This window comes from Archangium sp. (assembly GCF_036277355.1).
Classification (GTDB): domain Bacteria; phylum Myxococcota; class Myxococcia; order Myxococcales; family Myxococcaceae; genus Archangium.
The window spans coordinates 15582-40222 of sequence record NZ_DASUNC010000131.1 but is presented as its reverse complement, the minus strand read 5'-3'; the positions used below and the strand labels follow the sequence as shown (position 1 = coordinate 40222).

Sequence of the window (24641 nt, the reverse complement as noted above, 5' to 3'; positions counted from 1 at the left end):
TCAGGTGTCACGAGAAGGAGTGGAGCGGCGGACCCGCTTCGGGCCCCACCAGAGCCAGAGTCCCGAGACGGAGAGTACCAACAGTCCGAGTCCCAGCAGGGTACTCATCGTGGCGCGGAAGGCCTCGCCGAGGAGGGAGCCGTCATGGAGGGTCTCGATGAAGTCCGAGGCGCGGCGATCCACCGAGAGGACGCGGGCGGTGGTGAGGTCCACCTGCACCTCCCAGAAGCCCTCGCGGAAGAGGACCTTGGCCACGCCCTTGGAGGGGCGCACGTCGAGCCGGTCGATGGGACCGGGAGCCGCGCCCAGGTGGTTGCGCAGTCCCGCCTCCGCGGCCGAGGAGAGGAGGTGGAGCGGTTGCCAGTCGCGGGCCTCGAGCGAGACGCCGTGCCGCACGGGCGGTTGGAGCACGGCGACGTACTTCTTCCAGCCCAGGAGGAGGCCTGTCAGGCTGCTGAGGAGGATGAGGAGCGTGAGCGGAACGCCCACCCAGCGGTGCACCGGGCGCAGCCGGCGCAACCAGACCACGGTACGAGAGGGGCCCGGACGGGGAGCGGGTGCCTCACCTTCCGAGGCTTTTCGGGTGACGCGAGCGGGCGACGGCATGGGGGGCGCGGAGAGAGGAAGAGCGCACGGCCCTGGCCTCGACCTGAGCGTGGGACTATAGCGAATCGGGTGGGGGCGACAACGGCGGCGCCTCGCCCCCCGGGAGTGGAGACGATGACGGAGCGCAACGGGCGCGAGGCGTGGCCGCCGGAGCTCACCGAGCTGCTGCGCAAGGTGGACAAGCTGCGGCGCAGCGGGCGCTACACGGAGGCGCTCTCGCGCATGCGCCAGCTCACGGAGACGTACCCGCGGCAGGCGCGCGTGCTGCTGGAGATGGGGATGACGCTCGGCATCTGGGGGAGTGCGCCCGCGGAGGCACTGCCCTGGTACGAGCGCGTGCTGGAGATGGCACCCGGCCATGCCTCGGCGCACCTGCACCGTGCGCTGGCGCTGGCGGCGCTGGGCCGGCATGCGGAGGCCGTGGCCGACTTCGATGCACTGGAGGCCGTGGGCTTCCGCAAGGCGCTCGTGCTCCACATGAAGCGCGCCGAGTCGCTGGAGGTGCTTGGCCGGCACGCGGAGGCGGAGAGGGATTGGACGCTGGCGCTCGCGGAGGACCCGGACAATCCGTGGCTGCTGCACCAGCGGGCCTCGGCGCGCACGAGGCTGGGCCGGCTGGAGGCGGCGGTGAAGGACATCACGGACGCGCTCGCCGCCCAGAAGGGCGAGCCGGTGGACGCGGAGCTGCTGCGTGACCGGGGCGTGCTGCGTATGAGATTGGGGGATACGGCCGGGGCCCGCGCGGACTTCGAGGCGGGGCTGGCGGCGCTGCGCGAGGGAGATCCACCCGGGCTCGCGGAGGACCTGCGGCACAGGCGCCAGGAGATGGGCTGACGCTGAGTCGCGCTCTCCAAGACTCGAAGTGCGAGCCGCTCTATCCGCTTGCTTCCCGGCGAAACCACACGCTACATGCGCATCCCCTCGCCGGGTATCGAGAGATGCCTGGAGCATCCCTCGGAGAGCTCGCCATTCCCACCAGAACGCTCGCCCAGCGACTCGTGGCGTCGCTCCTCAGTCTTCTGCTCGTTTCCTGTAGTGCCACACGGCCCATCACCCAGGAACCCACCAGCCCACTTGATCTGGGCAAGTACGTGCTCGTCATCCAGGAAATGCCGGATGGACAGGTGACGCATGAGTGGAGACCACTCGAGAACTTCGATCTGACGAAGTTCCCATCCACCGCCAGCGCGAGGAGCGCCTATCGAGGCCTCGTGCGTGTCTCCTCGGAAGGGCTGGAAGCGTATTGCGAAGGCCGGAGAGAGCAGTGCGAGCAGGACTGCCTCGCGAGCAACAGGCCGGTCCAGGTCGGCCACTGGAGATATGAAAACACCAAGGAACGGCCCTGGCGTGATGCCAAATGGCGGTGGTGTCCAGAGCACTGCATGAAACAGGCGGACCTGTGCAAGAGGAAGCGAGGCAACTGGGCCGAAGAACATGCGGCGGAGTTCAATGCGATAGAGCCCGCGGTGGATTGGATCAAGACCCACCGGGATGAACTTCTCGCCGGCACCCTCATCGTCATCGCGGGAGTCGCCTTCGTTGTCGCATCAGGCGGGGGCTTACTGCTCCTGATGCCACTCGTGTATGTCGCGGAGAGTTCCCCTGGGTTGCGCGAGGCCCCTCCCATCTCGGAGATGACCCGGTGAGAATCCATGAAACACTGGCAAGAGCAGCGCGCCTTGCCTCATCCCAGCGCCAGGCAGCGGAGCTCGCCGGCAGGGAAGAAGAACAACGGCTCTGGATTCAGGTGAAGGCGTACAGGGACTTCCTTGCTTCCACAGGTCAGGTCTACCTGTTCGAGGACTACCTCGAGGGAGTCGCTCCCACGCTACGTCCCCAGGTGAGTACCGCCATCGAGGCGCGCCCGGATTCGACCTCGCGACAGGTCATGACGCTTCTGCTGAAGACGTTTGATGAGACGTCCGAGAAGCAGTACGCGAGTGTCCTCATCCACCTGGTCAACTTCATCGCCGCCACCGGACAACTCGAGGCTTGCGAGGACTACATACTCCACCGCCTCGAATACGCTCCGCTCGCCATCGCCCATTTCCCGACGCACGCCGAGGCGGAGGCCTGGCTGAATGGACTCGCGCAGCCCCCCAGTCCGGCGGACATCCTCATCGGGGATGAGTACCATCTGGCCTGGTACTCTCGCGAAGACAACGCTCGCGGCCTGGAACGCGACTCCGTCATCGAGCCTTACATCGAAGAGCTCGTGGCGCGGGGAATACCGCCCACGGCGCCATCCTTCGCAACCCGCGCGGAAGCAGAAGGCTGGCTGAACAATCACCCCGCCACTCCCTTCGAGTTCGTCTCCATCGCCGGGGAGTACTACTTCGCGGTGCACCACAAGAGGCTGAAGCGTCACACGCTCCATCCCGTGGCCTCCTCGCTGGCGGAGTGGGAAGAGAAGAAGAGGGCCACCGAACGAGCGGAGGTCCAGGACCTGGCGGCGAAGCCACAAGGAAACGACGCATAGTCCCCTTCCTGGAGCACTCCCCGGGGCCGCTCCTCAGCGGATGTTCTGGATCGAGTTCTTCGCCGTCTCGTGCCGCGTCTTCAGGATGTTGGAGACCAGGGACGTCGTGCTCCGGGAGAGCTCGTACTGGAGGCGCAGCAGCGAGCGCATCTCCTGCGCGGTCTGCTGGATGATCTCCGCCCCGGTCGGTCCTGCTTCCGGGACGGACGAGCGCCCGCCCGCCACGGGCGCCAGACGCGCCTGGAACGAGGTCGAGCCAACCCCCCGGGCTCCCGTGCCCTGGGACGGGTCCTGGACGTTCATGCGGCCCACCTGCGTGCTGACCCTCATGCGCACCTCCCGAGCCTTTTCGTGCTCTGGAATCATCGGAAGGCGGGACCATGAGGATGTTGAGATAATCTGGGAGGATTCATTCGGTTTTTCCGATGGTTCCAGCGGTCGAGCACTCCGGCCGCGTGCCCGCCCCGGACGTCCTCGCGAGTCACCTCCCTCGGGGTGACGGCGGAGGTGGTTTCGTGCTTGCTCCCGGCAACGGGCCGCTCCTAGCGTGCACGCCTGCTCGTCGAGGCTCGCGTGCGCTCCGGTTCCTGGCTCCTCCTCCTGCTCCTCCTGGTGTCCGCCCCAGTCGCCGCCCGGCAACCGGCCGGTGGGCCCTCGCTCCGCGCGCGTACGCTCGTGGCCCCTGCGCGACCTGGCGAGGTACCGCCCCTGGCGCTGCACGTGGCGGCCGGCGTGCCCACGCTCCTCCAGCTCGAAGCGCCGCTGCCGCCCTCCACCCCACGCCTCCCGGTGGGCGAGGCCCGCATCCGGCTCGTCCCGTTGAGTCCCGGCTCGTGGCTGCTTCTCCCCTCCACCTCCCTGGCCGAGGGCGAACAGGTGCCACTCACCCTCGAGGCCGGAGCCGGCATCGAGCCCCTCCGCTTCACGCTCGTCACCCGGCGCGAGGAAACGGACGTGCGGGTGCGTGTGGTCCGCGCCGAGCCCTCCACCGAGGAGGACGCCGCCCAGGACCTGGCGCGCCAACTGCTCACCACACCGCCGTCCCGAGTGGCACTCGCCCGGCCTCGCCAGGTAGCGCGCGACCCGGGGCCCACCCGGGCGCGGGTGGACTCCGTGTTGTGGACGGGCCGGCGCTTCTTCGCCACCATTTCTGTAAGGAATGGCCGGGAAGGCGCTGCACCGTGGCGGTTGGTGCAGGTGCGGCTACGGGCCAGCCTCGCGGACGGCTCTCTCCTGGAGTGGCCCGCCGGCCTCGCCTCTGGAGCGCAGGACAGGAAGGCACTGCGTCACATCTTCACCAGCGTGCTTCCCGAGGGTGCCTCGCACCTGGAGGTGGCGTTGGACGGAGAGGACGCACCGGGCAGATTCCGCCCGCTTCCAGAGGAAGGGGACCCACAGCCATGAGGAAACCGCGTCGCCCGGACCAGCTGCGCGCGGGCCACCGCGTGCGCGACTTCCGTGTCATCCGCCGGTTGGGGGTGGGTGGCTTCGCCTTCGTCTTCCTGATGGAGCGCGGAGGCCAGCGCTACACCTTGAAGATGGCGATCCGGCCCGCTTCGGAGAAGGATCCGGACCGGGTGGACGCCTGGATGCGCCGCGAGGTGAGCTCGCTGGAGTACGTGCACCATCCCCACCTGCTGCCCGTGCTGGAGTGGGGCCGATGGCCCGAGCTGAAGACAGGCCATGGCTATTTCGTCACCCCCTACATCCCCGGAAGCACCTTCCATGTCTGGCGCTGGTGCGAACGCGCCACGCTGGACCGGGCGGTGGGCGTGCTGTGCGAGCAATTGAAGACGCTGGAGGCCCTGCACGAAGAAGGAATCGTCCATCGAGACGTGAAGGCGGACAACCTGCTGGTGCGCAAGGAGGACGACACACCGTTCCTCATCGACTTCGGCACGGCGCACCTGCCCTGGGCTCGTGTACTGACGGAAGGACTCGCCCCGGGAACGCTCTACTGCCAGCCGCCCGAGGCCATCCTCTTCCTGGCGTCCCTGCTGTCCGAAAACCCTCCGCCCCCGGGCTCACGGCTGGAGGCCCGGCCCGCCGCGGACCTGTATGCCTTTGGCGTGCTCCTCTACGAGACCCTCACCAACTGCCGCCCCTTCAGCACCCGGTTGCCTCTGGACGAGCTGTTGCCCGCCATCGCCACCCTGCCTCCCGTGGGGCCCGGGCAGCTCGCGCCCGGCATGCCCGCCTCCCTGCAAGCGCTGGCCCTGCGGCTGCTGGCGAAGGACCCCGGGCAGCGCCCCCCGAGCGCCCGCGCCGTACGTGAGGAGTTGGAGCGGCTGCGCGAACAGGAAGGACACACCGCCGCATGGCAGTCTCCGTCGAAACGGCCCTCGGAGTGCGCGTGGGTGCGGGAACGATTTCCGGACGTGGACATGTTGGAGGAAGCGCTCGAGCCGGAGTCCTCGCCCGAGCTCCGCTCCGCCGAGCGCACGGGGAAACAGCGGGGGTGGCCTTCGCGGCTCGCCGTGCTGGCGCTCGGGTTGGGGGTGCTCGGGCTAGGGTGGGCGCTGGTCCGCGCGGCACGAGCTCCTCATCGGGAGGACGTCCCTCGCGCGGAAGCCACCGCGCCGGTTCCTCCGGCGCTCCCCGAGAAAGGAATACAGCCCGTGCACGCCTCCTCTTCCGAAATGCCTCCCACTGCATCCGGCTCGACGCCCTCGCGCCTGTGCTCGGTGCTCACCCGACTGCTGGGGGGAGTGGCCGCCGCGCAACTCGCCGGGTGCGCCACCACGCCCGTACGGCCCGACCCCGCCAGCTTCCTCGCGCGTTGTCCTCCCGAGGCCGCCGACACCCCGGTCAAGCTGGGCTTCGACTCCGAGGAGAACCCCACGTTCCTGAAGACAGGCACTCCGGCCTCGAAGGATCCCATCGAGGAGGGCGGCTCCCTCAACGTCAAGCCCGGCCCCGTCATGGCCACCATGTACGCGGCGGTGAAAGGGACGGAGGTGAAAACGAAGATCACGGGTGTGGCGATGACGACGCCCTACCGCCTCTACATCCAGTTCGACCGGATGCAGTTGCCGGACGGCACGTGGTGGCCCATCTGCGGCGTGGCGGTGGACGACTTCACGTCCTACGGGGTGCCCACATGGGCAAAGGAGCCCATTGACGGCTCGCTGGTGGACCCGGCGAAGGTGGACCGGAGCCCCGGCAGCGTAGTGCTCAACGACCCGCGCTTCGAGACGGTGCTGCAATACCCCAAGGGCCACCCGATGCCACGCCTCACCCTGGCCCCACCCGATTGGCGCTGACCTCACGGCCCGGGGCGCGCACAGCGGGGCAAAGCTCTCGAGACTCGACTGCATGAAATTCTACGAACTGGGGAGAGACCCGTCTCCCCGCTACACGGGCAACCTGAACGCCTCACATCAGTGGGCGCTGCCCGGTGTGGAGCCCTGCCCTGTCTGCGGTTTACAACCAGAGGGGGGAACAATGGCCCAGTACCCGTGCGTGGACCTGTCGGGTCTGCCGCCCGAGGACCAGGAGAAGCTGTTGGATGCCTGGCCCGTCCCGCGAGAGGAGTTCATCCGGCGACGCGAGTTGGTGCGTCCCCTGGCGCCTCCCTACGCCGTACTGGAATCAGGAGCGGCGTTCGGCCCGCTGCGGGGAAGTGGCCTGGGCTACTTCGGCCAGCTCGTCATGCAGAACCCCTGGTCCCTCTGCATGCGCCGCGAGGCCCTGGAGCAATTGCAGGGCGCGGGTGTCCGGGGCCTCACCGGCTGCCCCACCCAGGTGAGGTTCCGCACCAGACACGCCCCCGACCTGCGAGACATCCAGCTCGAACTCCACGGGCGCTTCCACCCGGACTGCCTGCCTCCCCCGAATCCGCCATGCCCCACCTGTGGCGTCGCCATGGGCCACAGTGTCCCGGATCCGTATCTGCTAGACGCCTCGTCACTCCCACAACATGTGGACATCTTCCGGCTGGCCGACGCCACCACGCTCATCATCGCCAACGAGCGCATGGTGGACGCAGTGTGCCGTCTGGAGCTGGACGGCGTCGTCTTCAAGGCGCTGGAGGTCCGCTGAGCGGGACACTGGACCGCGCCGGCCGTGATGAAACGGCTCTTCATCCATCACCCAACTCGTCGTGCAGTTCTTGGACGAGATCTGGACGATCAATGCTTTCCCAGGCCTGTCGTGCGGCGATGATGTGGCGACGACGGGCCTCAGCACTGGGAGCGATTCTGGCGAGTCGCCGATGTGTCTGCCCGATGGAGTAGGGCTCGGGAATGAGCATGTAGAGGGAAAGAGCCTGCTCGAAAAGATCTCTAGCCTCATGCGGCGAGCGCGCTAGCGCGATGTCTCCCAGACTCCTGATGCAGTTGGCCCGCCCTTGCACGTCTCCTTCCTGCTCGAAGAGCGGCAGCGCCTCCTCGTACCTCCTGCGCGCCTCCTCATGCTGCGAGCGCACCAGCGCGATGTCTCCCAGGCTCTGGATGCAGTTGGCTTCACGTCCCGCCTCCCCTTTGAGCCGCGCTACCGCGCTGGCACGCTGCAATACGCGCGACGTGCCATGTCCCGAGAAACGCATGAATTCCGACAAGGCAATGGCCGCGTCCATGGCATCCGTGGCCTTCTTGCCATCCAGTTCCTCCTCAATGAGTCCTTCGATGTTCGCGAACTCGGTCATGAGGAGCATCGACGCCTCGCCGCCTCCCATGCGGCCCAGCCTCCCTCCATGTTCCCGTGACACTCCAAGGTAATGGTTGAGCACACGCTCGCGCTCCTCCGCCCCTGGAGGGCGTAAGCGCCGCACGTACTCCCGAATGGGCGCCAGCATGCGAATCCGTCCCTGCTCGAAGAAGGCAAGTCCCACCTTGGCCAGCACCTGCGCGGCGCCATGGGCCACGCCCGGCAGCAATCGCTCCAGGTCTCCCTGGGCCACACCTCCGGGCAGGAGCGCCAACAAGGACAACAGCCGCCGGGCCTCGTTCGTCATGCGGGGCCCCTTGATGGAGACCTCAAGCGACACCGAGAGGCTGGACTCCCTGTCGGAGCCCCCGGGCCTCTCGTAGAGCGCCGCGCGCTCCGTCCGCCAGAGTGCCCAGGTGTTCTCGAGTGACGCCCCTTCCGCTGCGAACGCGAGCAGCTTGATGGCGAGGGGAAGCCCCTCCTGCGCTCGGAGCAGAGACTCGAGCAGAGGCTCCTTCCGGTCGACCTTCGAGGCGATGGAGCAGAAGAGGTCGAGCGCGGACGTGTCATCGAGCCGCGTCACCTCGAGGGGAGGACGGCCGCGGGGCACATAGGGACGCTCCCCCCCTCGCACCGAGCCGACCAGCGCCAGCCCGGCAACAGCGCCCAGCTCGGCCAGCAACGCTTCCGTCCCCGAGCGGTCCTCGTGCCAGGGGGTCTCGAGATTATCGAGGACCAGCAACGCCGGAGCCGCTTGGAGCGAGTGCTTCACCGCGTCCCAGAGCCGGGGCTCCGAACCGATGCCGAGAACGGCGGCCACGGCGCTGACCACCCACTCCCGCGAGGTGGCGCCATCGAGCCGGACGAAGTAGCGCCGGTTCCCGTACCGCCGGGCCACCTCGGGGTGGTGGTACGCCTGGCGCGTGAGGGTGCTCTTTCCAATGCCCGGAGGACCGAGCACCATCGTCGGCCGGGGCTCTTCCGCCAGGACCTCCTCCACGAGCTGACGCGTCAGTTCCTCCCGGCCGAAACAGTCCCCTCGAGAGGGCGCCGCCGTCGGTGTGCTCCTGTTCACGGGCGCGGCGGGAGTGCGCGGGCGGGCACCGCTCGGAGCCTTGGCGAAGTCCTCCGCTCTGAAGAGCGGCCTCCGGGTCTGGTCCAGTTCCGCGAGCTCACGCATCCTCGCACCCGCCTTCTTCCAGATGGAATCGAAGGAGCGCTCGAGCGCCGGCTCGGGGCCATGCCTCACGATGATGTCGTCGAACTCCTCGACATGCTTCGGATGCTTGTTCTCGTCGAGGAAGGAAGCCGCGTAGGACTCCGTCTTCTCGGCGCGCTTCACGGAGAGCGTTCCCGACTCGTAGCGCACCCCGCCCAACCTCATCAGCCGTGAGGTCAGGAAACGGTTGAGGATGCTGGCTCCCGCGCTGAGCGGAAACACATCCCTGCCGTTGAGGACTGCCGTGGTGTCTCCCCGCAGGTCCTCTCGCAGGCGCTCGTCGAGTTCCTTGGGAACAGGAAGCTCCTTGTACTTCTTGAAGAAGTCCCGCTCCTGGAGCCGCTCCTGGCGGAACTCCTCCTCCAGCGTCAGCAACTCCGTTCTCACCGCTCCCAGCGACGTCTCCCCCAGGTATCTCTGGATGATGCGCTCGTGACGGAAGTCCCGGAGGCGGACGCGGAGCAGATCGATCAATCCCCCATCTCCCGTGCCCGAGATGAGGTAGCGCTTGGACGTGCCCGACGCGTGAAGGAGGCGGTCCAGGTTGTCGTCCTCCCAGTAGGACCGGGATGGAGCCCCCTCCAACGTTCTCTCCGTACCGAAGCCCACGGCCAGGATGACGGTGTCGAAATCCCCCTCATCGAAGGAGTCCGTGTTCCACGCGAGCTGGCGTGGAGTGCTGGACCCGGGGTGGATCTGGAGCCGCCGAACGCGCGTGTGGACCTCGATGCCATGGCGCTGCACCAGCGGTTGCCACTGCGCGAGGAGCCGCTCCGCCACGTTGCCCGCGAGGTCCGCCGTCCAATCGAGCACGGGAAGATTCGCCTGCGGCTCCTCCGAGCCCTCCTCGGGCCAATCGTAGAGGTGGGGGTGGAGCCAGCGTTGGCGGTTGTTGCGGAACATGGCCAGCAGGTCGCTCGCCTGTTCGAACACAGTGACCTTCGCTCCCCGGATGGCGGCCCCCGCCGCGGCCGTGAGCCCGGCCGCGCCTCCGCCGATGACCGCCAGCTTCGCGCCCTCCTTCAACCGCTCCTCGACGAAGAGCGAGTGGATGAGGTTGAGCGCGCGGACCTGCTGCGTGTAGAGGGTGATGCGCCGCTCGAAGCACCCGAGGACGTAGACTCCGGGCTCCTCGCGAACGGCCATCTGCCGAAGAATGTCGCTTTCCGTGACCCTGGCCATGCACTCTCCCCGGAGGGTGAGGTTACCAGCGCCTGATCGTCATGCCACCCCGCCGTTGTACCCCGTAGACTCGGCGCCCCATGACCCGACTCATCCAGCCCCGACCCGTGCTGCCGCTGTTGCTCTCCGCGCTTCTGCTGTTGGCCTCGTGCGCCACCTCACCCGCTTTGGGTGCCCGGGAAGGCACCGGGACTGAGGAGACCACCTCCTGCGACGACGCGGATGCCGACCAGTGCGTCGTGCTCGCCTGTGAAGAGGGCGAATGCGCCTTCTTCGACTGCGAGGACGTGGACCCGGAGGCGCTCACACAAGGACCCCTGGTGCATGGTGCGGAGCTGGCGCGATTTCCTCGCCCGGCTTTTCGTGCCCCAAGCAATCACCGCAACTGGAGACGCGCGGGGCTTCGGGAGGACGCCCGGCCCCGCATGACCTTCCACTTTCGCTACCGCCAGGGTTACATCCCTGCCTTTCCGCGGCTCGAAGGCACGCTGATCAAGCACCACCTTTTTCCCCAGGCGCAGGAACTCAGAACGTGGTTCAAGAACCGCGGCATCAACATCCACGAGTGGACGATGCTCATCCCGGAACAAGTCCACCTGCGCATCCACCGCGGTGCGAATGGCGGCCCATGGAACCAAGCCTGGCAGCAATTCATGATGGCCAATCCAGGCGACGTGTCTCGGGAGGTCCTGATCCGCAAGGCCTTCGAGCTGGCCCTCCGCTTCGACATCGCTGGTCCCATTCGGCCATATCATGCTCCGGTGCCTGCGCCCGGCCCCCAGCTCCTCGCCCCTTGACCTTGGGGGCCTGAGACTCGGACACATGAAATACTACCAACTCGAAAGAGACCCGTCGCCACGCTACACGGGCAACCTGAACGCAGCCCACAAGTGGGGGCTGCCCGGTGTGGAACGCTGTCCTGTCTGTGATTTGCAGCCAGAGCCGTATACGATGGGACAATACCCTTGTGTGGATCTGTCAGCGCTGCCCCCCGAGGACCAGGAAACGCTGGTGGACTCCTGGCCCCTCCCGCGTGAGGAGTTCATCCGGCTGCGCGAGCTGGTACGCCCCCTGGCGCCGCCCTACGCCGTGCTGACATCGGGAGCGCGCTTCGGCCCACTGCAGGGAAGTGGCCTGGGCTATTTCGGCCAGCTCGTCATGCAGAATCCCTGGTCCCTGTGCATGCGCCGTGAGGCCCTGGAGAAGTTGCAGAGCGCGGGTGTCCGGGGCCTCACCGGCTGCCCCACCCAGGTGCGGTTCCGCACCAAGCACGCCCCCGACCTGCGAGACATCCAGCTCGAACTCCACGGGCGCTTCCACCCGGCCTGCCTGCCACCACCGCATCCGCCATGCCCCACCTGTGGTGTCGCCATGGGCCACAGCGTCCCAGACCCATATCTGCTCGACGCCACCTCGCTACCGGAGTACGTGGACATCTTCCGGTTGGCCGACGCCTCCACGCTCATCATCGCCAACGAGCGTCTGGTGGACGCGGTGCGCCGCCTGGAGCTGGACGGCGTCGTCTTCAAGGCGCTGGAGGTCCGCTGAGCCGGACGCCGGGCCACACCGGCGGTGAGGGGCCGGACGCTCCGTGTACTCCCCCGTGCCTTCGCATTTGAAGGGGACCTCGGGGCTGTGAGACGTTCCCTCCCGCCATGGATGACACCACGCTCGCCTCCCTCAAGGCCGCGCTCGCCGCGAGCCCCGACAACGCGCCCCTGCGCGGACTCGTCCTCAAGGCCCACCTCGATCGCAACGAAGTCCCCCAGGCCCGCGCCATCCTCGGCGACCACGCCCCGGACCTCTTCTCCGAGCCCGACCGCCTCCACGCCGCCCGCACCCTCGTCCAGACCGGCGAGCACGAGCGCGCCCTCCTCTTCTGCGCCCACCACCCCGCCCCCGAGGCCTCCCTCCTCTCCGCCCGCGCCCTCGCCGCGCTCGGCCGCAAGGACGAGGCCCGCTCCGCCTACCAGCGCGCCATCGCCCTCAACCCCACCCTCGAGGACCGCGACCTCCTCTCCCAGCTCACCGCCTCCGTGCGCGATGTGCAGCCCTCCTCGCCCGGCGGCCCGCGTCTGCGCGTCATCTCCAACGACGACACCACCTCCAACGAGGTGGACCGTGTCCTCGCCCCTCCCCAGCCTCCCCTCACCTTCGCCGACGTGGGCGGCCTCGAGGACATCAAGAAGCAGATCCGCAAGCGCATCATCCTCCCCTTCCAGAAGCCTGGCCTCTTCGAGCGCTTCCGGAAGAAGGCCGGCGGCGGCATCCTCCTCTATGGTCCTCCCGGCTGCGGCAAGACGCTCCTGGCCCGCGCCACCGCCGGCGAGTGCGGCGCCACCTTCTACAACATCGCCATCTCCGACATCCTCGACATGTACATCGGCGAGTCGGAGCGCAAACTGCACGCCCTCTTCGAGAAGGCCCGTCAGACGACTCCCGCCGTCCTCTTCTTCGACGAGCTCGAGGCGCTCGCCGCCAAGCGCCAGTTCAGCCGTGAGGGCACCAGCTCCAAGCTCGTCAGCCAGTTCCTCGCGGAGATGGATGGCTTCGCGCAGAACAACGCCGGGGTGCTGATTCTCGGTGCCACCAACACGCCCTGGGCCATCGACCCGGCCTTCCGCCGTCCCGGCCGCTTCGACCGCGTCCTCTTCGTCCCTCCGCCGGACGCCGTGGCGCGCGAGGAGATTCTCAAGCTCCTGCTCGAGGACCGTCCCCAGGACTCCCACCTCGACCTCGGCTTCGTGGTGAAGAACACCAGCACCTTCTCCGGCGCGGACCTGTCCAACGTGGTGGAGACGGCCAGCGACGCCGCCATCGAGCGCTCGCTCGAGCAGGGCAACGAGGCGCCCATCACCTCGGCGGACCTCAAGGGCGCCCTCAAGGAGGTGAAGCCCACCGCGCTGGAGTGGCTCACCACCGCGCGCAACTACGCGCGCTACGCCAATGACGCCGGCCAGTACGACGAGGTGCTGGCCTTCCTCCAGGCCCACGGGAAGTCCTGAGCATGAGCGCCACCTACCGCATCCTGGACGAGCCTCGCCCCGGTACCCTGGGGCACCTGGTCGTCAACCCCGTGTTCCCCCTGCTGTCCCTCATGATGGGGGGCGCGTGGCTCGGGGTTCCGTGGTTCATCTTCAACGGCTTCGCCATGGGCAGCACCACGCGCCGCAAGGAGACGGCACTCGCGGTGCTGCTGGTCCCCATGACGCTGCTGCTGATCCTGCTGCTCGGCACCCTGGTGAGGCTCGAGGTGCTGACGGCGGCGTCCGCGCCCTACGCCGGGGTGGGCATCACCGTGTGGAAGCTCGCCGTGGGTTACGTGCTCTTCAACCTCCAGCAGCGCGGCTTCGCGCTGCACGAGTACTACGGCGGCGTGGTGCGCAACGGGGCGCTCGTCCTGGTGGCCAGCATCTTCCTCGGCCCGCGCGTCCTCATGGCGCTCATCGGTGGCAACCGGTTGCTGCTGACACTGCTCGGGTGATGCCATGAGTGACCTTCCCTCCTCCCAATGGCTCCACTACGCGCGGGTGCAAATCAGCCGCGGGGAGAACCGGGGCGCGCTGGAGACGCTGCGCCGCGCCCTCGCCGAGGACCCCGAGGACTCCGAGGCGCATGCCCTGTTGTCCCTGGTGCTGCTGGCCCTCAAGCGTCCGCACGCCGCCGAGCACGAGGCCGGCCTCGCCCTCTCGCTGGAGGCCTTGCTGCCCCTGGCCCACTACGCCGCGGCCTCGGTGGCCATGGCACGCCGCCGCTTCCAGGACGCCGAGCAGCACCTCACCCACCTGCTGGAGCTGGAGCCCGATGACACGCCGAACCTCCTGCTCCAGGCGCGGTTCCTCGAGCTGACGGGCAAGAAGGAGCGCAAGCGCGAGGTGCTGCAGCGGGCCCACTCCCTGAATCCCAACGACCCGGCCACGCTGGTGGCCCTGGGCTGGGACGCGCTGGAGCGCGGGGACGTGAAGCACGCCCTGCAGTGGGCCCGCGACGCGCTCTCCGCCCAGCCCGAGCTCCAGGACGGGCTGGTGCTCATGGGGCAGGTGTACCTGCGCCAGGGCCGCATCGAGGACGCGCGCGAGCACGCGCTGTGGGCCCTGCGCCAGGACGCCACCGACGAGGGCTCGCTGCGGCTGCTGGCCAGCATCAAGGCGCGCCAGAGCCGGCTGCTCGGCGTGTGGTGGCGCTATGCGATGTTCATGGGCTCGCTGGGCGACGGCAAGAGCACGCTCGTGCTGCTCGGCGCCTACGTGGCCTACCGCTTCGCCACCCTGGCCGCGGAGGACCTGGGCCAGCCCGGGCTGGCCGGCATCATCCAGCTCGTCTGGCTGGGGCTCGCCCTGTACACGTGGGTGGGCCCCGCCCTCTTCCAGCGCATGGTGCGCCAGGAGTTGGACTCGGTGCGGTTGGATCCCCGCTTCTGAGCCTGCTATCCACCTTCCGCATGGCGAGCGACGACACGTTCCCCGATGACCGGCGGCAGATGATGGAGCTCATCAACGGCTTCCTCCGCGACTCCGTCCCGCACAACCACGAGCTGGGGCTGAGCGTGGTGGACCTCGGGGTGTCGGAGGCCACCATGCGGCTGCCCTACGCGGAGAAGCTGGTGGGCAACCCCGAGACGGGCGTGCTGCACGGCGGCGCGGTGACGACGCTCATCGACGCCACGTGTGGCCTCTCCGTCTTCATGAAGATGGCGCGCATGGCGCGCATCGCCACGTTGGACCTGCGAATCGACTACCTGCACCCGGCCACGCCCGGCAAGGATCTGCTGGCCCGCGCCGAGTGCTACAAGCTCACGCGCGCGGTGGCCTTCGTGCGAGCGCTCGCGCACCATGGAGACGCGTCCAACCCGGTGGCCTCGGCGCAGGGCACCTTCATCATCGTGGAGGACTGAGCCATGGACAGCACGCCCCCGGGCCCCTCGCCCCGCATCGCCAACATCCTGCGCCAGGTGCGCCTCACGGGTGAGTACCCCCTGCTCGCCGAGGTCATCCCCTACACGCGCTTCCTCGGCATCGGCGTGGAGAACACCACCGGCGAGGTGCTGTGCCGCATGCGCTACGCCCCCATGCTCATCGGCAACAGCTCCATCCCCGCGCTGCACGGTGGCACGCTCGGCGGCCTGCTCGAGTCCGCCGCCATCTTCGAGCTGCTGCTCCGCACCCAGACGGACCGCGTGCCCAAAATCATCAGCATCACCGTGGACTTCCTGCGCTCGGGCCGGCCCCAGGACACGCTGGCCAAGGCCACCCTCACCCGGCTCGGCCGGCGCGTGGCCAACCTGCAGGTGCAGGCCTGGCAGGAGGACCGCTCCCGCCCCATCGCCAGCGCCAATGCCCTGTTCCTGTTGTCGTGAGGGCCACAGAAGTCCCGATCATGGACGACATCTCCAGCGGCATGCCATCTGCATGACGACTCCCGTCGCCAGGAAGGGGCTTCTGACGGAGGTGGACTCTATGATGCGCCTCCCCTTCCCGAAGCCATAGGGTGGCGTCGAGTTGTTGCTCAAGAACGAAGAAGCGAGGTATCGGGGCATGGCTCTCGATTGGAACAAGCTGCTGTGTACGAAGCGCATCCGGGAACTCCGAGGGGGCCGGGCATCGACGCGTGCAGCCCAGGATGTCCGCACCGAGTTCGACCGCGACTACGACCGGACCGTCTTCTCCACACCGCTGCGGCGTCTCCAGGACAAGACCCAGGTCTTTCCGTTGGAACCCAACGACGCCGTGCGGACGCGGCTCACCCACTCCCTCGAGGTCTCCACACTCACCCGCGGTGTCGTCCGAGCCGTCGTTCAACGGCTTGTCGACAGAAAGCTCATCTCTCAGGACCAGGCCTTCGGCATCGAAGCCATTGCCGCCACCTGTGGGTTGCTCCACGACATCGGAAACCCTCCATTCGGACACGCGGGAGAGCGAGCGATCAGCAGCTGGTTCAAGAAGAAGCTCAAGCAGGAGCCGGCCTTCTTCAAAGCGCTCGACGAGCACCCCCAGGCGGCCCAGCTTCGCGGTGACTTCCTGGAGTTCGAGGGCAATGCTCAAACTTTGCGGATCGTCTCCAAGCTCCAACTGCTCGCGGACCGACACGGGCTCAATCTGACCGTTGGCACCCTCTCGGCGGCCATGAAGTACACGGCTGCATCCCATGAAATGAGCAAGGTGCCCCACGAGAAGGAAAAGCCCGGCCATTTCGCTTCCGAGCAGGACGTCGTCGATATCATTCGCGAGCAGACAGGAACGGGCACCGCACGCAATCCCATCGCCTATCTGGTCGAAGCCTGTGACGATACCATCTATGCCACGGTAGACATCGAAGACGGCATCAAGAAAGGTGTCATCAGTTGGCAGGCGCTTGAGCAGGCATTGAAAGCAGAATCCAGCTCCTCGGAGACAAGAGCCCTCATCGAGAAACACCTGAAAGACGCATCCGACTATATCCAAGGAGAACCCGGTCTGGAGCTCAGCGGGAAGGCGCTCGACGAGGCGCGAGCCCAGCTGTTCAGGACGGTCGTCATCGCCACGACCAAGGAAGCCGTGATTCAGTCCTTCGACGCGAACTACGATGCCATCATGAGTGGCAGCTATCCTGGAGAACTCATCTCGGACAGCGCGGCGAAGGGGCTCATTGATGCATGCAAGGAGGTCGGGCGCCGCCACATCTACCGCGCGGACCAGACCCTCCGGTTGGAAGTCCTGGGCCGTCGGGTCATACACGACCTGATGGACATTTTCTGGGAAGGGGCCTCGAGCTTCGGCCATCCCCCACCCGATCCTCAAAAATTCGCCAGGAAGTTCGAGGGAAAAATCTACAACCTTCTCTCGCACAACTACCGTGCCGTTTTCGAAAACGTGCTCAAGTCCTCGAAGCTCCCTATCCGGTATCACCAGTTCCAGTTGGTAACGGACTACGTGTGCGGCATGACGGACACGTTCGCCTGCAAGCTCCACGCAGAGATCACCAATGGATAGCGCGGAGAACCGACAGCTCGAGGCCCTCCTTCGCCGGAGGCTGAGTTCATTCATCCATCGGGCCTCCCCGTGGCGCCCAGCCCTTCGTGCCTTGCTGGAAACATCCCAAGGGCAGAACTGGACGGTCTTCGTCTTCGGCGGAACGCTGAGGGATCTGCTCGCGCTCTCCCCCACCACCATCCCACGAGATCTAGATCTCGTCGTCGCGGGTACGACAACAGAGGCGCTGAAGTCCGCCTTCGGACAGAAAGTGGTGCGGGTCAACCGATTCGGTGGTCTCCACCTGCTCATCCAAAAGCTGCCAGTCGATATCTGGACGCTGGACTCGACCTGGGCCTTCCGCGAAGGGCTGGTCCATGGGTGTGACTTCGCGGACCTCCCGCGGACGACGTTCCTGAACGTCGAAGCCATCACCGCTGAATTCCAGGCACAACCAGGCCGACCCCGCACGGTGTACTCGCAGGGATTCTTCCGTGGCATTCAAGAGCGGCAGGTAGAGATCAACCTGGAGGACAATCCCTTTCCCGCCCTCTGCGTCATCAGGGCGCTCCTGACGGCCAAGCGGCTTCATTTTTCACTAGGCCCCCGATTGGTGCGGTTCATCCTCCACCATGCGAGCCGGATTCCGTTCGAGGAGCTCGAGGCCGTCCAGAGGTCGCACTACGGTCGTGTTCGGCTCGACCGCCATGAATTGCACCTGCTCTCCAACTTGATACGAGAGCAGGCGGGGAGCATGAAGGTCCATCCCATCGCGTTGCCACGCGAGCGACAACTCGACCTGCGCTCACGGTGGAGCGAAGCCGCAACATCTGACGAGGTCTACGGGTAGAAACATCAGTGAAGCAGGTATCGGGCCCAACAGCCTACAACTCCTGACCCGCGTGGCTCGCGGGCCGGGCCTCCTCCTCCGCGAGCGCCCGCAGCGCCTTCTCCGCGAGCCGTACACCCCACTCCTCGCCCACCTCCTTCGCCTCCTGCAGCACCCGGGGCTGGGCCGCGAGGAAGCGCTTGCCGGCGGGGGACTCGTGGAAGGAGATGGCCGCGTCCAGGTCCTCCTCGGAGAAGTGCTTCATGTACACCGGCACCAGCAGGTCCACGATGGACTCCTCCCGGGCCACCTCGCGGAACTTCTCCAGGAAGCCCGGCGGGAGGCTCGCGGACTGGGAGAAGTGGCTCGTCATCATCTCCAGCATCTGCTGGCCGGTGTCCTCGGCCCCGGTGAGCGCCATCAGCCGGCGCACCTTCCGCTGCTTGCGCCGCGTGGCCTGCTCCTCGGGGCCGAACATCTGGTCCACCAGCGCCCGGGCCTCCGCGGTGTTGGTGTCCACGGGCGTGGCCTCGGCGCGAGGCGCCGGCTCCGGAGTCCCGGCCGCGGGGCCGGTGCTCGAGTGCGCGCAGCCCACCGCGAGGACCGCGAGGAGACACCACCGCCAGGACGCCAGGGGATTGATGGAGCGCAACGCGCAGCCCTCCGCGACGAGTGGACTCCCACGATAGTCCCCCCGCCCACGCGCCCGTAAAGGGGGGGCCCGCTCAGTAGGGGCCCACGGACACGTTGTACGTCCGGCGGGTACCGTCCCGCGTCCACACCCGCATCGTGGTGGTGCCCGTCTCGAGGGGCAGGAGCTGGACCTTGTCCCCGTCCAGCACCTTCACCTCCACCACGTCCGGGGCGCCCACCGCCACGCGCACCATCCCGGGAATCTCGAGCTCCACGGGTGTGCCCGGCATCAGCGCCACGGGCATGGCCTCCCGCGCCGGCACCTCCTCCGGTGTCCGCGACTTCCACACCACGACGTCCGCCCCCGCGAGCACCAGCCCCAGCCCGGCCACCCCCGTCACCACCGGAAGCCAGCGGGGCCCCGCGTAGCGGCCCACGTGCGCCCCCGGCTCCAGCGGGAGCGCTCCGGGGTGCATGGGCGGCGTGGGCGTGCCCGTGTCCAGGCCGGCGCGGGCGTGGCTGTCCCCGGGCCGCGAGGCCTCGGCCGCCACCAGGGCCCGGCACGCGGCGCACCCGTCCAGGTGTTGCTCCAGGCGCGGCGTGTCCTCGTGGGACAGCGCGCCCGAGGCGAAACCCGCGAGCACATTCTCGTCCGGGCACCCGTCCGGCGCGCGGAACCTCGATTCCAGGGACATCGCGTCGGGAGTGTCGCAGGCGCGCGCCGCCACGGGAAGCCACCGGGGGTGCACGCGGGCGACGGAGGCGGGGGCGAGGCGCTCGGCGAGGTAGCGCAGGAAGACGGCGTCCTCGAGCCGCACCCGGGGCCACGCCGCGCGGGCGGAGGCGAGCAACCGGGCGAGCGGCGAGGGCTGGGACATGGGGGCCGGGATTTACAGGGTGGAACGGCGCTCCCCTCCTTTCTTACAGGGACTGGGAAGGCGGTTTGAACCCGGGGGCGCTGGAATTCCCCCGGTGTGGAGCGCCGTGTCCCTCCGGCACGGCCCATGCTTGTGAGGCCAGGGACTGATCTCTGGCGGAGTGGGACTCGGGGCGGTGGTGGGGGTGGTGATGGGTGTGCGGGAGCTGAAGGAGCAGGCGCTGGAGTTGTACTCGCGGCGGAAGTTCGCCGAGTGCGCGCGCACCTACGGGAAGCTGCTGGAGCTGGAGCCGAGGGATCCGCACCTGTACGTGCGCCACGCCGAGGCGTGGAGGCGTGCGGGAGACAGGCAGAAGGCGATCAGCTCGTACCGGACGGCGGCGCAGCTGTTGCTGCAGCTGGGGTGCGAGGCGAGGGCGCGGGCGGCGTTGAAGGTGGCGCTGGAGCTGGACCCGAGGGACAACGAGGTGGCGCGGGCGCTGGAGCGGCTGTCGACGGGGAACGCGGCGCGCCAGGCGGTGCACGTGCCTCCGGCGGTGCCGCCGCCCTCGCGCATCCCCGAGCACAAGCGGGACATGGTGGAGCTGCACACGCGGCAGGCGAACGTCCCGGGCCGTCTCGCCCTGCCACCGGCACCGGCCGTGCCCGCGGCGCCCCTGCCCTCTCCGGCCGAGGTGCGCCGGCTGTCGGGAAACACCCTCGCCCTGCGAGCGGCGCCGGGGACGCGCTGGGTGGTCATCTCCTCGCGCACGCCGCTGACGGCCTACGAGGTGGATGACCTCGAGCGGGTGATGTCTCGGGAGTTCACGTTGGAAGTGACGGTGACGGCCGAGGAGTGAGCCCCTCGTCCCGCTCCACCCCGAGCCGATTGCGGGAGAGCGACAGGCCGATGCCAGCGGTGCGCACGGAGTGCGCGTTCATGAACGGGTCCAACATGTGGGGAACGACGAGCTGGGGGACACCGGCGCGGGTGGACGCGGCGGTGGTGCCCGCGCCCAGGCCGGCCGCGCATGGAGCGGGACTCTACCCGCCCCACCCGCGAGACTGAATGCGGGGCCCCGGGTTACAGGGCGGCGAAGTCCACCGGCTCCTGCCCGGTGGCGGGCTCCGGCTCGTGGGAGAGCAGCTCCTCCCAGGTGGGCTTGGAGGGCTCGGAGGCCCGCACCATGGCCTCACAGTGCTCGCTCCTGCGCTTGGGGTGGCAGTGACGCACGCCGTAGACGTGGTGGCATCCACACGCGTCCACGCGCTTCTTGCTGCACACCGACGGGTTGAACACCGGCGCCGTCTTCACCTCCACCGGCCCCGCGTTCACCGTCACCGCCACCAGCAACGCACCGAGAATCCCCATCTCCCTACCCCCTTGAAGCTCCAGGAATAGGAATGGGAATTCTTCAGTGAAGGGGCAACTGCGGGCACACTGTGGATGACACCCGCGAGCCGCCAGCCGTTGACCGGTCGCAAGCCCGGCCGCCCCCTCTGTTCGTCAGCTTCCAGAGGAAGCGTCCGTCGCTCCCAGCGGTTGAACCCATCCAGGGGGAAAAGGCCATGAGCTGGACACAAAGGTTGGAGAAGGTCGCCGAGGGCCACTTCGTCCTGCCCAAGACGAAGACGATGCGCGTGGATGCGCACCTGTTCCTCTCGGACAAGCTGCTGTGGGGCGAGGGCCCCGAGCTGCCGGGGTTGGAGGAAGGTGTCTTCGATCAAGTGGTCAACGCGGCGTCCTTCCCGGGCGTGACGCGGGTGGCGGTGACGCCGGACTGTCACCTCGGCTACGGCGTGCCCATCGGCACGGTGGTGGAGACGGACGGCATCCTGCTGCCCACCGCCGCCGGCTACGACATCGGCTGCGGCATGGTGCAGCTCAAGACGACGCTGACGGCCGAGGACGTGGCCGACAAGGCCAAGCGCCGCCAGTGGATCGACGAGGTGACGAAGCGGATCGCGGTGGGCGTGGGAGCCTCGCGGGTGCAGAAGCAGCGGAGCATCAACGCGCGCACGTTCGCCGAGGTGGTGCGCCACGGGGCCAAGGCGCTGGGCCGCAACGCGTCCACGACGGAGCGCGACTTCATCCCGGTGGAGGATGACCGGGTGGACATCCCCGAGCGGGCCTACGGCAAGAGGGACCAGCTGGGGAGCCTCGGAGGCGGCAACCACTTCACGGAGATGCAGCTGGACGAGGACGGCCGCGTGTGGGTGATGTTGCACACGGGGAGCCGGGGCTTCGGGTGGAACATCGCGAAGCACTACTTCGTGGAGGGCGCGGCGGCGCTGGGGCTGAGCAAGCGCAGCGAGGACTTCATCTGGCTGGACGCGGAGAGCCGGCTGGGGCGCGAGTACTGGAACCTGCACAACATGGCGGCCAACTTCGCGGTGGCCAACCGGCTCATCATCGGCGAGGCGGTGTGCGCGGCGCTCGAGGAGGTGTTCGGCGGGACGGCGGACATCTATTACGAGATTTCCCACAACCTCATCCAGAAGGAGGCGGGGAAGTTCGTGGCGCGCAAGGGCGCGACGCGGGCGTTCCCGGGCGGGCACCCGGCGCTGCGCAAGACGCAGTGGGAGAAGACGGGGCACCCCATCCTGATTCCGGGCTCGATGGAGACGGGCAGCGCCATCCTCTTCGCGCAGGAGGGGGCCGAGCAGTCCATCTACTCGGTGAACCACGGCTCGGGGCGGAGGCTGTCGCGAGGCGAGGCGAGGCGGGTGCTGAACCAGTCCGAGACGGACCGGCGCATGGCGGAAGCGGGCATCCTGCTGAACACGCGGACGACGCCGCTGGACGAGTCCGGGCCCTGCTACAAGAACCTGGACGACGTGCTGGACACGGTGGAGATGGCGGGCCTGGCGAAGGTGGACAAGCGCCTCAAGCCCATCGCCTGCATCAAGGGAGCGGACTGAGCCCGCGCTTACAAGCTGGCGCTCTGGGCGGAGGCGTCGGCCCAGGACAGGGCGCGCAGGGAGGCGTGGTGGGGCGCCTCGTCCTCCAGATGGACGCCGAGCTGCTCGAGGACGGGGGCCACGTACTGGCGGAACAGGCTCTCATCCGGCCGCTGCCAGCCGGGCTTGCCCTCTCCGCCGCAGTCGAGGCAGTCCGGCGCTCCGAAACAGGTGCACGCCCCACAGGCGGCGGCGAGCGCGGCATTGCGCTCGGCGATGCTCTCGTAGGTGGCGTCCAGGTGGTGCCGGGCCTGGCGAATCCTGCGGCGGCGCTCGCCACGCAGACGGCCCGCCTGGACCGCCACATCCTCGTTGGCCAGCATCGTCATCCCCGCCGCGATCTGCCGAGCGTCCATTTTTCCTCCCTGGGTGGAGTGAACTGCCCACGTCTTGCGTTTGCGCGTCCCTCGAGCGCCCCCCTGGTGCGGCGTGACAGCGCGGCCGGTGCCGTCCATCACCCTGCGAGCACATGATAAGGGGCTCGCGGGAAAAGACATATCCCAGACGCCGGAAATGTGAGGTTTTCCTCTCGGACAGACGGAAGTCTGCCCATATCAAACAGATACAGTCGTGAGAGCCGGAAAAAGGGCTCACCCGTTTTCCGTGTCTCCCTTTCAATGTCTCGCCGAAAATTGCAGCCTCATGCTCTGGCGCGGCACGGCATGGCGTCACCTGACCGCGTCACGAGCCACGCGACGCGCCGGGTCATGCGCCAGGGGAGACACCCGGGGTACGAGGAAGCCCATACGCGCGGGGTGGGAGGAGGGCGCGGCGGACTCGTCGGTCCCCGGGAGGAGCGCTAGAATGGACGGCCGAGATGAACGCGCCGTCCCCCGCCCCCACCCATCCGCCCTCGCGTGAGACCGAGCTCGCGCGCGCCGAGTCCGAGCTGGCCAGTCAGGAGGCGAAGCTCGGGGAGCAACTGACGCGGGCCGCGACGGAAGCCGAGACGCTCTCGCGCCGGCTGATGGAGCTGAGACAGCAGGTGGAGCGGCTGATGGCCGAGCGCCCGGGAGACGAGCACGTGCGCGGGGCGGGCACGCGGCTCGAATCGGCGTCGGTGCACACGGGCATCACGGAGGAGGCGCGGGAGCAGGCCCTGGCGTCTCGGAGCGAGGCGCTGGAGGCCCGGCGCCGGGCGGTGGAGGACTCACAGCGGACGCTGAACTCGCTGCAGCAGCTCAACGTGCGGGCGCAGCAGGAGCTGGCCGAGGCGGAAGCGGGGCTGAAGCGGTCGGCGGAGGCGGCGGCGCGGGCGCAGCGTGAGCGCGAGGCGGCGGAGCGGGCCCAACGCGCGCGCGAGGCACCCCCGGCGAGGGCGGCGGCGCGCCCGGCGAAGGCGCAGGGGAACACGACGCAGCTGGACCCCCATCCGCAGGGAGCGAGGTCGCGGCCGCGGATGGTGGCGGCGATCGACCAGCGGAGCGACTCGAACTTCTTCACGGGCTTCACCACGAACATCACCGAGGGCGGCATCTTCGTGGCGACGGTGCAGTCGGTGCCGAGAGGGACGACGGTGGACCTGGACGTGCTGTTGCCGGGGACGCGGTCGATGACGGTGACGGGGGTGGTGCGCTGGACGCGCGAGGTGAACGACAAGACGCCCGAGCTGATGCCGGGGCTGGGCGTGAAGTTCAGCTACCTGCCGCCGGAGGTGAGCGAGGTCATCTCGGACTTCGTGGCCACGCGCGAGCCGATGTTCTTCCCGGACTGAGCCCCGTCCCCAACCTCCCCCAACTTCCCCCCAATTTCCCCTCTCCCCCCGGGAGAGGGACGGGGTGAGGGTATCGAGGCCCCGGGTTGAATCCCGAGGCCGTGCCTCCCTCGAGAACCGCGGTCACCGCAGCGTGAAGCACCCCGTCAACCCGGTCCTCCGCGACTCGACGAGAGGGGGGGCCTTGCTGACGACCTGGGCGAAGAGGCTCGCATAGCTGGCGACGTCACCCCGGAAGGAGGACCGCAGCGAGAGGCTGTAGAGCCCCGGCGGGAACGTGGAGAGGGGCGACACCTCGCTGGGGAGGGGGAAGGGCGTGAAGGAGGTGCGGGAGGAGGGAGCCATCACGCGCCAGGAGAAGACCACGCCCGGGACAGCGGAGTTCTGGAGGAGGAAGTCGAGCTGCCCCACGTTCGCGGTGGGATCGACGCTCCAGCGGAGGCCGAAGCCCTCGAGCGCGGTGGTGGGCGGGGAGTCACAGGCGCCCAGCACCGGGGAGGAGGAAGTCATCGGGGACAGGAGCGTGAAGGTGGCGGCCGGGCCGTTGTTGATGGGCGTCAACGCCCAG

28 protein-coding genes are annotated in these 24641 nt (G+C 68.3%); 19 read left to right on the top strand and 9 right to left on the bottom strand.

The genetic code is table 11. The annotated features are described in order from the left end of the window. On the bottom strand, nt 1-519 hold the full coding sequence (locus tag VFZ09_RS32000) for a PepSY domain-containing protein (RefSeq protein WP_329731510.1): 519 nt from the start codon (nt 517-519) through the stop codon (nt 1-3). Between the two features lie 201 nt (nt 520-720). Here VFZ09_RS32000 and VFZ09_RS31995 point away from each other — a divergent pair, with 201 nt between their 5' ends. The 3 genes from VFZ09_RS31995 (at nt 721) to VFZ09_RS31985 (ending at nt 3085) form a co-directional block, all read left to right on the top strand. Beyond that, complete coding sequence (locus tag VFZ09_RS31995) at nt 721-1440, top strand: tetratricopeptide repeat protein (protein WP_329731509.1); 720 nt, start codon at nt 721-723, stop codon at nt 1438-1440. A 104-nt stretch (nt 1441-1544) separates the two neighbouring features. Next, nucleotides 1545-2252, top strand: a complete 708-nt coding sequence (locus VFZ09_RS31990; protein ID WP_329731508.1) for a hypothetical protein — start codon at nt 1545-1547, stop codon at nt 2250-2252. Next, a complete protein-coding gene (locus VFZ09_RS31985; protein ID WP_329731507.1) occupies nt 2249-3085 on the top strand; it encodes a hypothetical protein in 837 nt (278 codons plus the stop codon). Before VFZ09_RS31990 ends, VFZ09_RS31985 begins: the two co-directional genes overlap by 4 nt. A 33-nt stretch (nt 3086-3118) precedes the next feature. Here VFZ09_RS31985 and VFZ09_RS31980 read toward each other — a convergent pair whose 3' ends face one another. Then, nucleotides 3119-3415 (bottom strand): hypothetical protein, encoded by a 297-nt coding sequence (locus tag VFZ09_RS31980; protein ID WP_329731506.1) that lies wholly within the window; start codon nt 3413-3415, stop codon nt 3119-3121. 243 nt (nt 3416-3658) lie between these two features. On the opposite strand from VFZ09_RS31980, the gene VFZ09_RS31975 reads away from it, so the two are divergent. Genes VFZ09_RS31975 through VFZ09_RS31965 form a run of 3 tightly spaced genes read left to right on the top strand, consistent with a single transcriptional unit; the run spans nt 3659 to nt 7126 of the window. Continuing rightward, a complete protein-coding gene (locus VFZ09_RS31975; protein ID WP_329731505.1) occupies nt 3659-4489 on the top strand; it encodes a DUF2381 family protein in 831 nt (276 codons plus the stop codon). Then, nucleotides 4486-6348: a protein kinase domain-containing protein gene (locus VFZ09_RS31970; RefSeq protein WP_329731504.1), complete on the top strand. Its 1863-nt coding sequence runs from the start codon at nt 4486-4488 to the stop codon at nt 6346-6348. Before VFZ09_RS31975 ends, VFZ09_RS31970 begins: the two co-directional genes overlap by 4 nt. Before the next feature lie 52 nt (nt 6349-6400). Beyond that, nucleotides 6401-7126, top strand: coding sequence for a double-CXXCG motif protein (locus VFZ09_RS31965; protein WP_329731503.1), 726 nt, complete (start codon nt 6401-6403; stop codon nt 7124-7126). Nucleotides 7127-7166: 40 nt separating this feature from the next. Here VFZ09_RS31965 and VFZ09_RS31960 read toward each other — a convergent pair whose 3' ends face one another. Continuing rightward, nucleotides 7167-10133, bottom strand: coding sequence for a tetratricopeptide repeat protein (locus VFZ09_RS31960; protein WP_329731502.1), 2967 nt, complete (start codon nt 10131-10133; stop codon nt 7167-7169). A gap of 80 nt (nt 10134-10213) precedes the next feature. Between VFZ09_RS31960 and VFZ09_RS31955 the strand changes: the two genes are divergently transcribed. The 9 genes from VFZ09_RS31955 (at nt 10214) to VFZ09_RS31915 (ending at nt 17930) form a co-directional block, all read left to right on the top strand. Further along, complete coding sequence (locus tag VFZ09_RS31955; protein WP_329731501.1) at nt 10214-10930, top strand: TIGR02269 family lipoprotein; 717 nt, start codon at nt 10214-10216, stop codon at nt 10928-10930. Continuing rightward, a complete protein-coding gene (locus tag VFZ09_RS31950; protein WP_329731500.1) occupies nt 10887-11681 on the top strand; it encodes a double-CXXCG motif protein in 795 nt (264 codons plus the stop codon). The genes VFZ09_RS31955 and VFZ09_RS31950 overlap by 44 nt, the downstream gene beginning before the upstream one ends. Before the next feature lie 107 nt (nt 11682-11788). Then, nucleotides 11789-13138, top strand: a complete 1350-nt coding sequence (locus VFZ09_RS31945) for an ATP-binding protein (RefSeq protein WP_329731499.1) — start codon at nt 11789-11791, stop codon at nt 13136-13138. Nucleotides 13139-13140: 2 nt separating this feature from the next. Further along, nucleotides 13141-13617: a hypothetical protein gene (locus VFZ09_RS31940; RefSeq protein WP_329731498.1), complete on the top strand. Its 477-nt coding sequence runs from the start codon at nt 13141-13143 to the stop codon at nt 13615-13617. A 4-nt stretch (nt 13618-13621) separates the two neighbouring features. Then, the gene (locus VFZ09_RS31935; RefSeq protein ID WP_329731497.1) at nt 13622-14554 is read left to right on the top strand and encodes a tetratricopeptide repeat protein; all 933 of its coding nucleotides are present in this window, start codon (nt 13622-13624) and stop codon (nt 14552-14554) included. 20 nt (nt 14555-14574) lie between these two features. Continuing rightward, nucleotides 14575-15027: a PaaI family thioesterase gene (locus tag VFZ09_RS31930; RefSeq protein WP_329731496.1), complete on the top strand. Its 453-nt coding sequence runs from the start codon at nt 14575-14577 to the stop codon at nt 15025-15027. A gap of 3 nt (nt 15028-15030) precedes the next feature. After that, the gene (locus tag VFZ09_RS31925; protein ID WP_329731495.1) at nt 15031-15489 is read left to right on the top strand and encodes a PaaI family thioesterase; all 459 of its coding nucleotides are present in this window, start codon (nt 15031-15033) and stop codon (nt 15487-15489) included. Nucleotides 15490-15667: 178 nt separating this feature from the next. Next, nucleotides 15668-17101, top strand: a complete 1434-nt coding sequence (gene dgt, locus VFZ09_RS31920) for a dGTP triphosphohydrolase (protein ID WP_329731494.1) — start codon at nt 15668-15670, stop codon at nt 17099-17101. Next, nucleotides 17094-17930: a hypothetical protein gene (locus VFZ09_RS31915; protein ID WP_329731493.1), complete on the top strand. Its 837-nt coding sequence runs from the start codon at nt 17094-17096 to the stop codon at nt 17928-17930. Before dgt ends, VFZ09_RS31915 begins: the two co-directional genes overlap by 8 nt. A gap of 34 nt (nt 17931-17964) precedes the next feature. On the opposite strand, the gene VFZ09_RS31910 is transcribed toward VFZ09_RS31915, so the two are convergent. Both VFZ09_RS31910 and VFZ09_RS31905 read right to left on the bottom strand, forming a co-directional pair. After that, nucleotides 17965-18561, bottom strand: a complete 597-nt coding sequence (locus tag VFZ09_RS31910; RefSeq protein WP_329731492.1) for a DUF2059 domain-containing protein — start codon at nt 18559-18561, stop codon at nt 17965-17967. A gap of 73 nt (nt 18562-18634) precedes the next feature. Next, nucleotides 18635-19420 (bottom strand): pilus assembly protein N-terminal domain-containing protein, encoded by a 786-nt coding sequence (locus tag VFZ09_RS31905; RefSeq protein ID WP_329731491.1) that lies wholly within the window; start codon nt 19418-19420, stop codon nt 18635-18637. A gap of 190 nt (nt 19421-19610) precedes the next feature. Here VFZ09_RS31905 and VFZ09_RS31900 point away from each other — a divergent pair, with 190 nt between their 5' ends. Then, nucleotides 19611-20258 carry a hypothetical protein gene (locus tag VFZ09_RS31900; RefSeq protein WP_329731574.1) on the top strand — a complete coding sequence of 216 codons (648 nt, stop codon included), beginning with the start codon at nt 19611-19613 and terminating at the stop codon, nt 20256-20258. Here the strand turns inward: VFZ09_RS31900 and VFZ09_RS51755 are convergent. Then, nucleotides 20224-20355: a hypothetical protein gene (locus VFZ09_RS51755; protein WP_414640769.1), complete on the bottom strand. Its 132-nt coding sequence runs from the start codon at nt 20353-20355 to the stop codon at nt 20224-20226. The two genes, VFZ09_RS31900 and VFZ09_RS51755, sit on opposite strands and share 35 nt — an antisense overlap. Between VFZ09_RS51755 and VFZ09_RS31895 the strand changes: the two genes are divergently transcribed. After that, entirely contained in the window at nt 20339-20467 is a 129-nt protein-coding gene (locus tag VFZ09_RS31895; RefSeq protein ID WP_329731490.1) for a hypothetical protein, read from the top strand. The genes VFZ09_RS51755 and VFZ09_RS31895 overlap by 17 nt on opposite strands. Before the next feature lie 15 nt (nt 20468-20482). On the opposite strand, the gene VFZ09_RS31890 is transcribed toward VFZ09_RS31895, so the two are convergent. Then, the gene (locus tag VFZ09_RS31890; protein ID WP_329731489.1) at nt 20483-20770 is read right to left on the bottom strand and encodes a hypothetical protein; all 288 of its coding nucleotides are present in this window, start codon (nt 20768-20770) and stop codon (nt 20483-20485) included. A 197-nt stretch (nt 20771-20967) separates the two neighbouring features. On the opposite strand from VFZ09_RS31890, the gene VFZ09_RS31885 reads away from it, so the two are divergent. Beyond that, nucleotides 20968-22320: an RtcB family protein gene (locus tag VFZ09_RS31885; RefSeq protein WP_329731488.1), complete on the top strand. Its 1353-nt coding sequence runs from the start codon at nt 20968-20970 to the stop codon at nt 22318-22320. An 8-nt stretch (nt 22321-22328) separates the two neighbouring features. Here the strand turns inward: VFZ09_RS31885 and VFZ09_RS31880 are convergent, their stop codons facing one another. Further along, entirely contained in the window at nt 22329-22715 is a 387-nt protein-coding gene (locus tag VFZ09_RS31880) for a hypothetical protein (RefSeq protein ID WP_329731487.1), read from the bottom strand. A gap of 461 nt (nt 22716-23176) precedes the next feature. Here VFZ09_RS31880 and VFZ09_RS31875 point away from each other — a divergent pair, with 461 nt between their 5' ends. After that, on the top strand, nt 23177-24073 hold the full coding sequence (locus VFZ09_RS31875) for a TIGR02266 family protein (protein WP_329731486.1): 897 nt from the start codon (nt 23177-23179) through the stop codon (nt 24071-24073). A 123-nt stretch (nt 24074-24196) separates the two neighbouring features. Here the strand turns inward: VFZ09_RS31875 and VFZ09_RS31870 are convergent, their stop codons facing one another. Beyond that, on the bottom strand, nt 24197-24634 hold the full coding sequence (locus VFZ09_RS31870; RefSeq protein ID WP_329731485.1) for a hypothetical protein: 438 nt from the start codon (nt 24632-24634) through the stop codon (nt 24197-24199). Nucleotides 24635-24641: the final 7 nt, after the last annotated feature.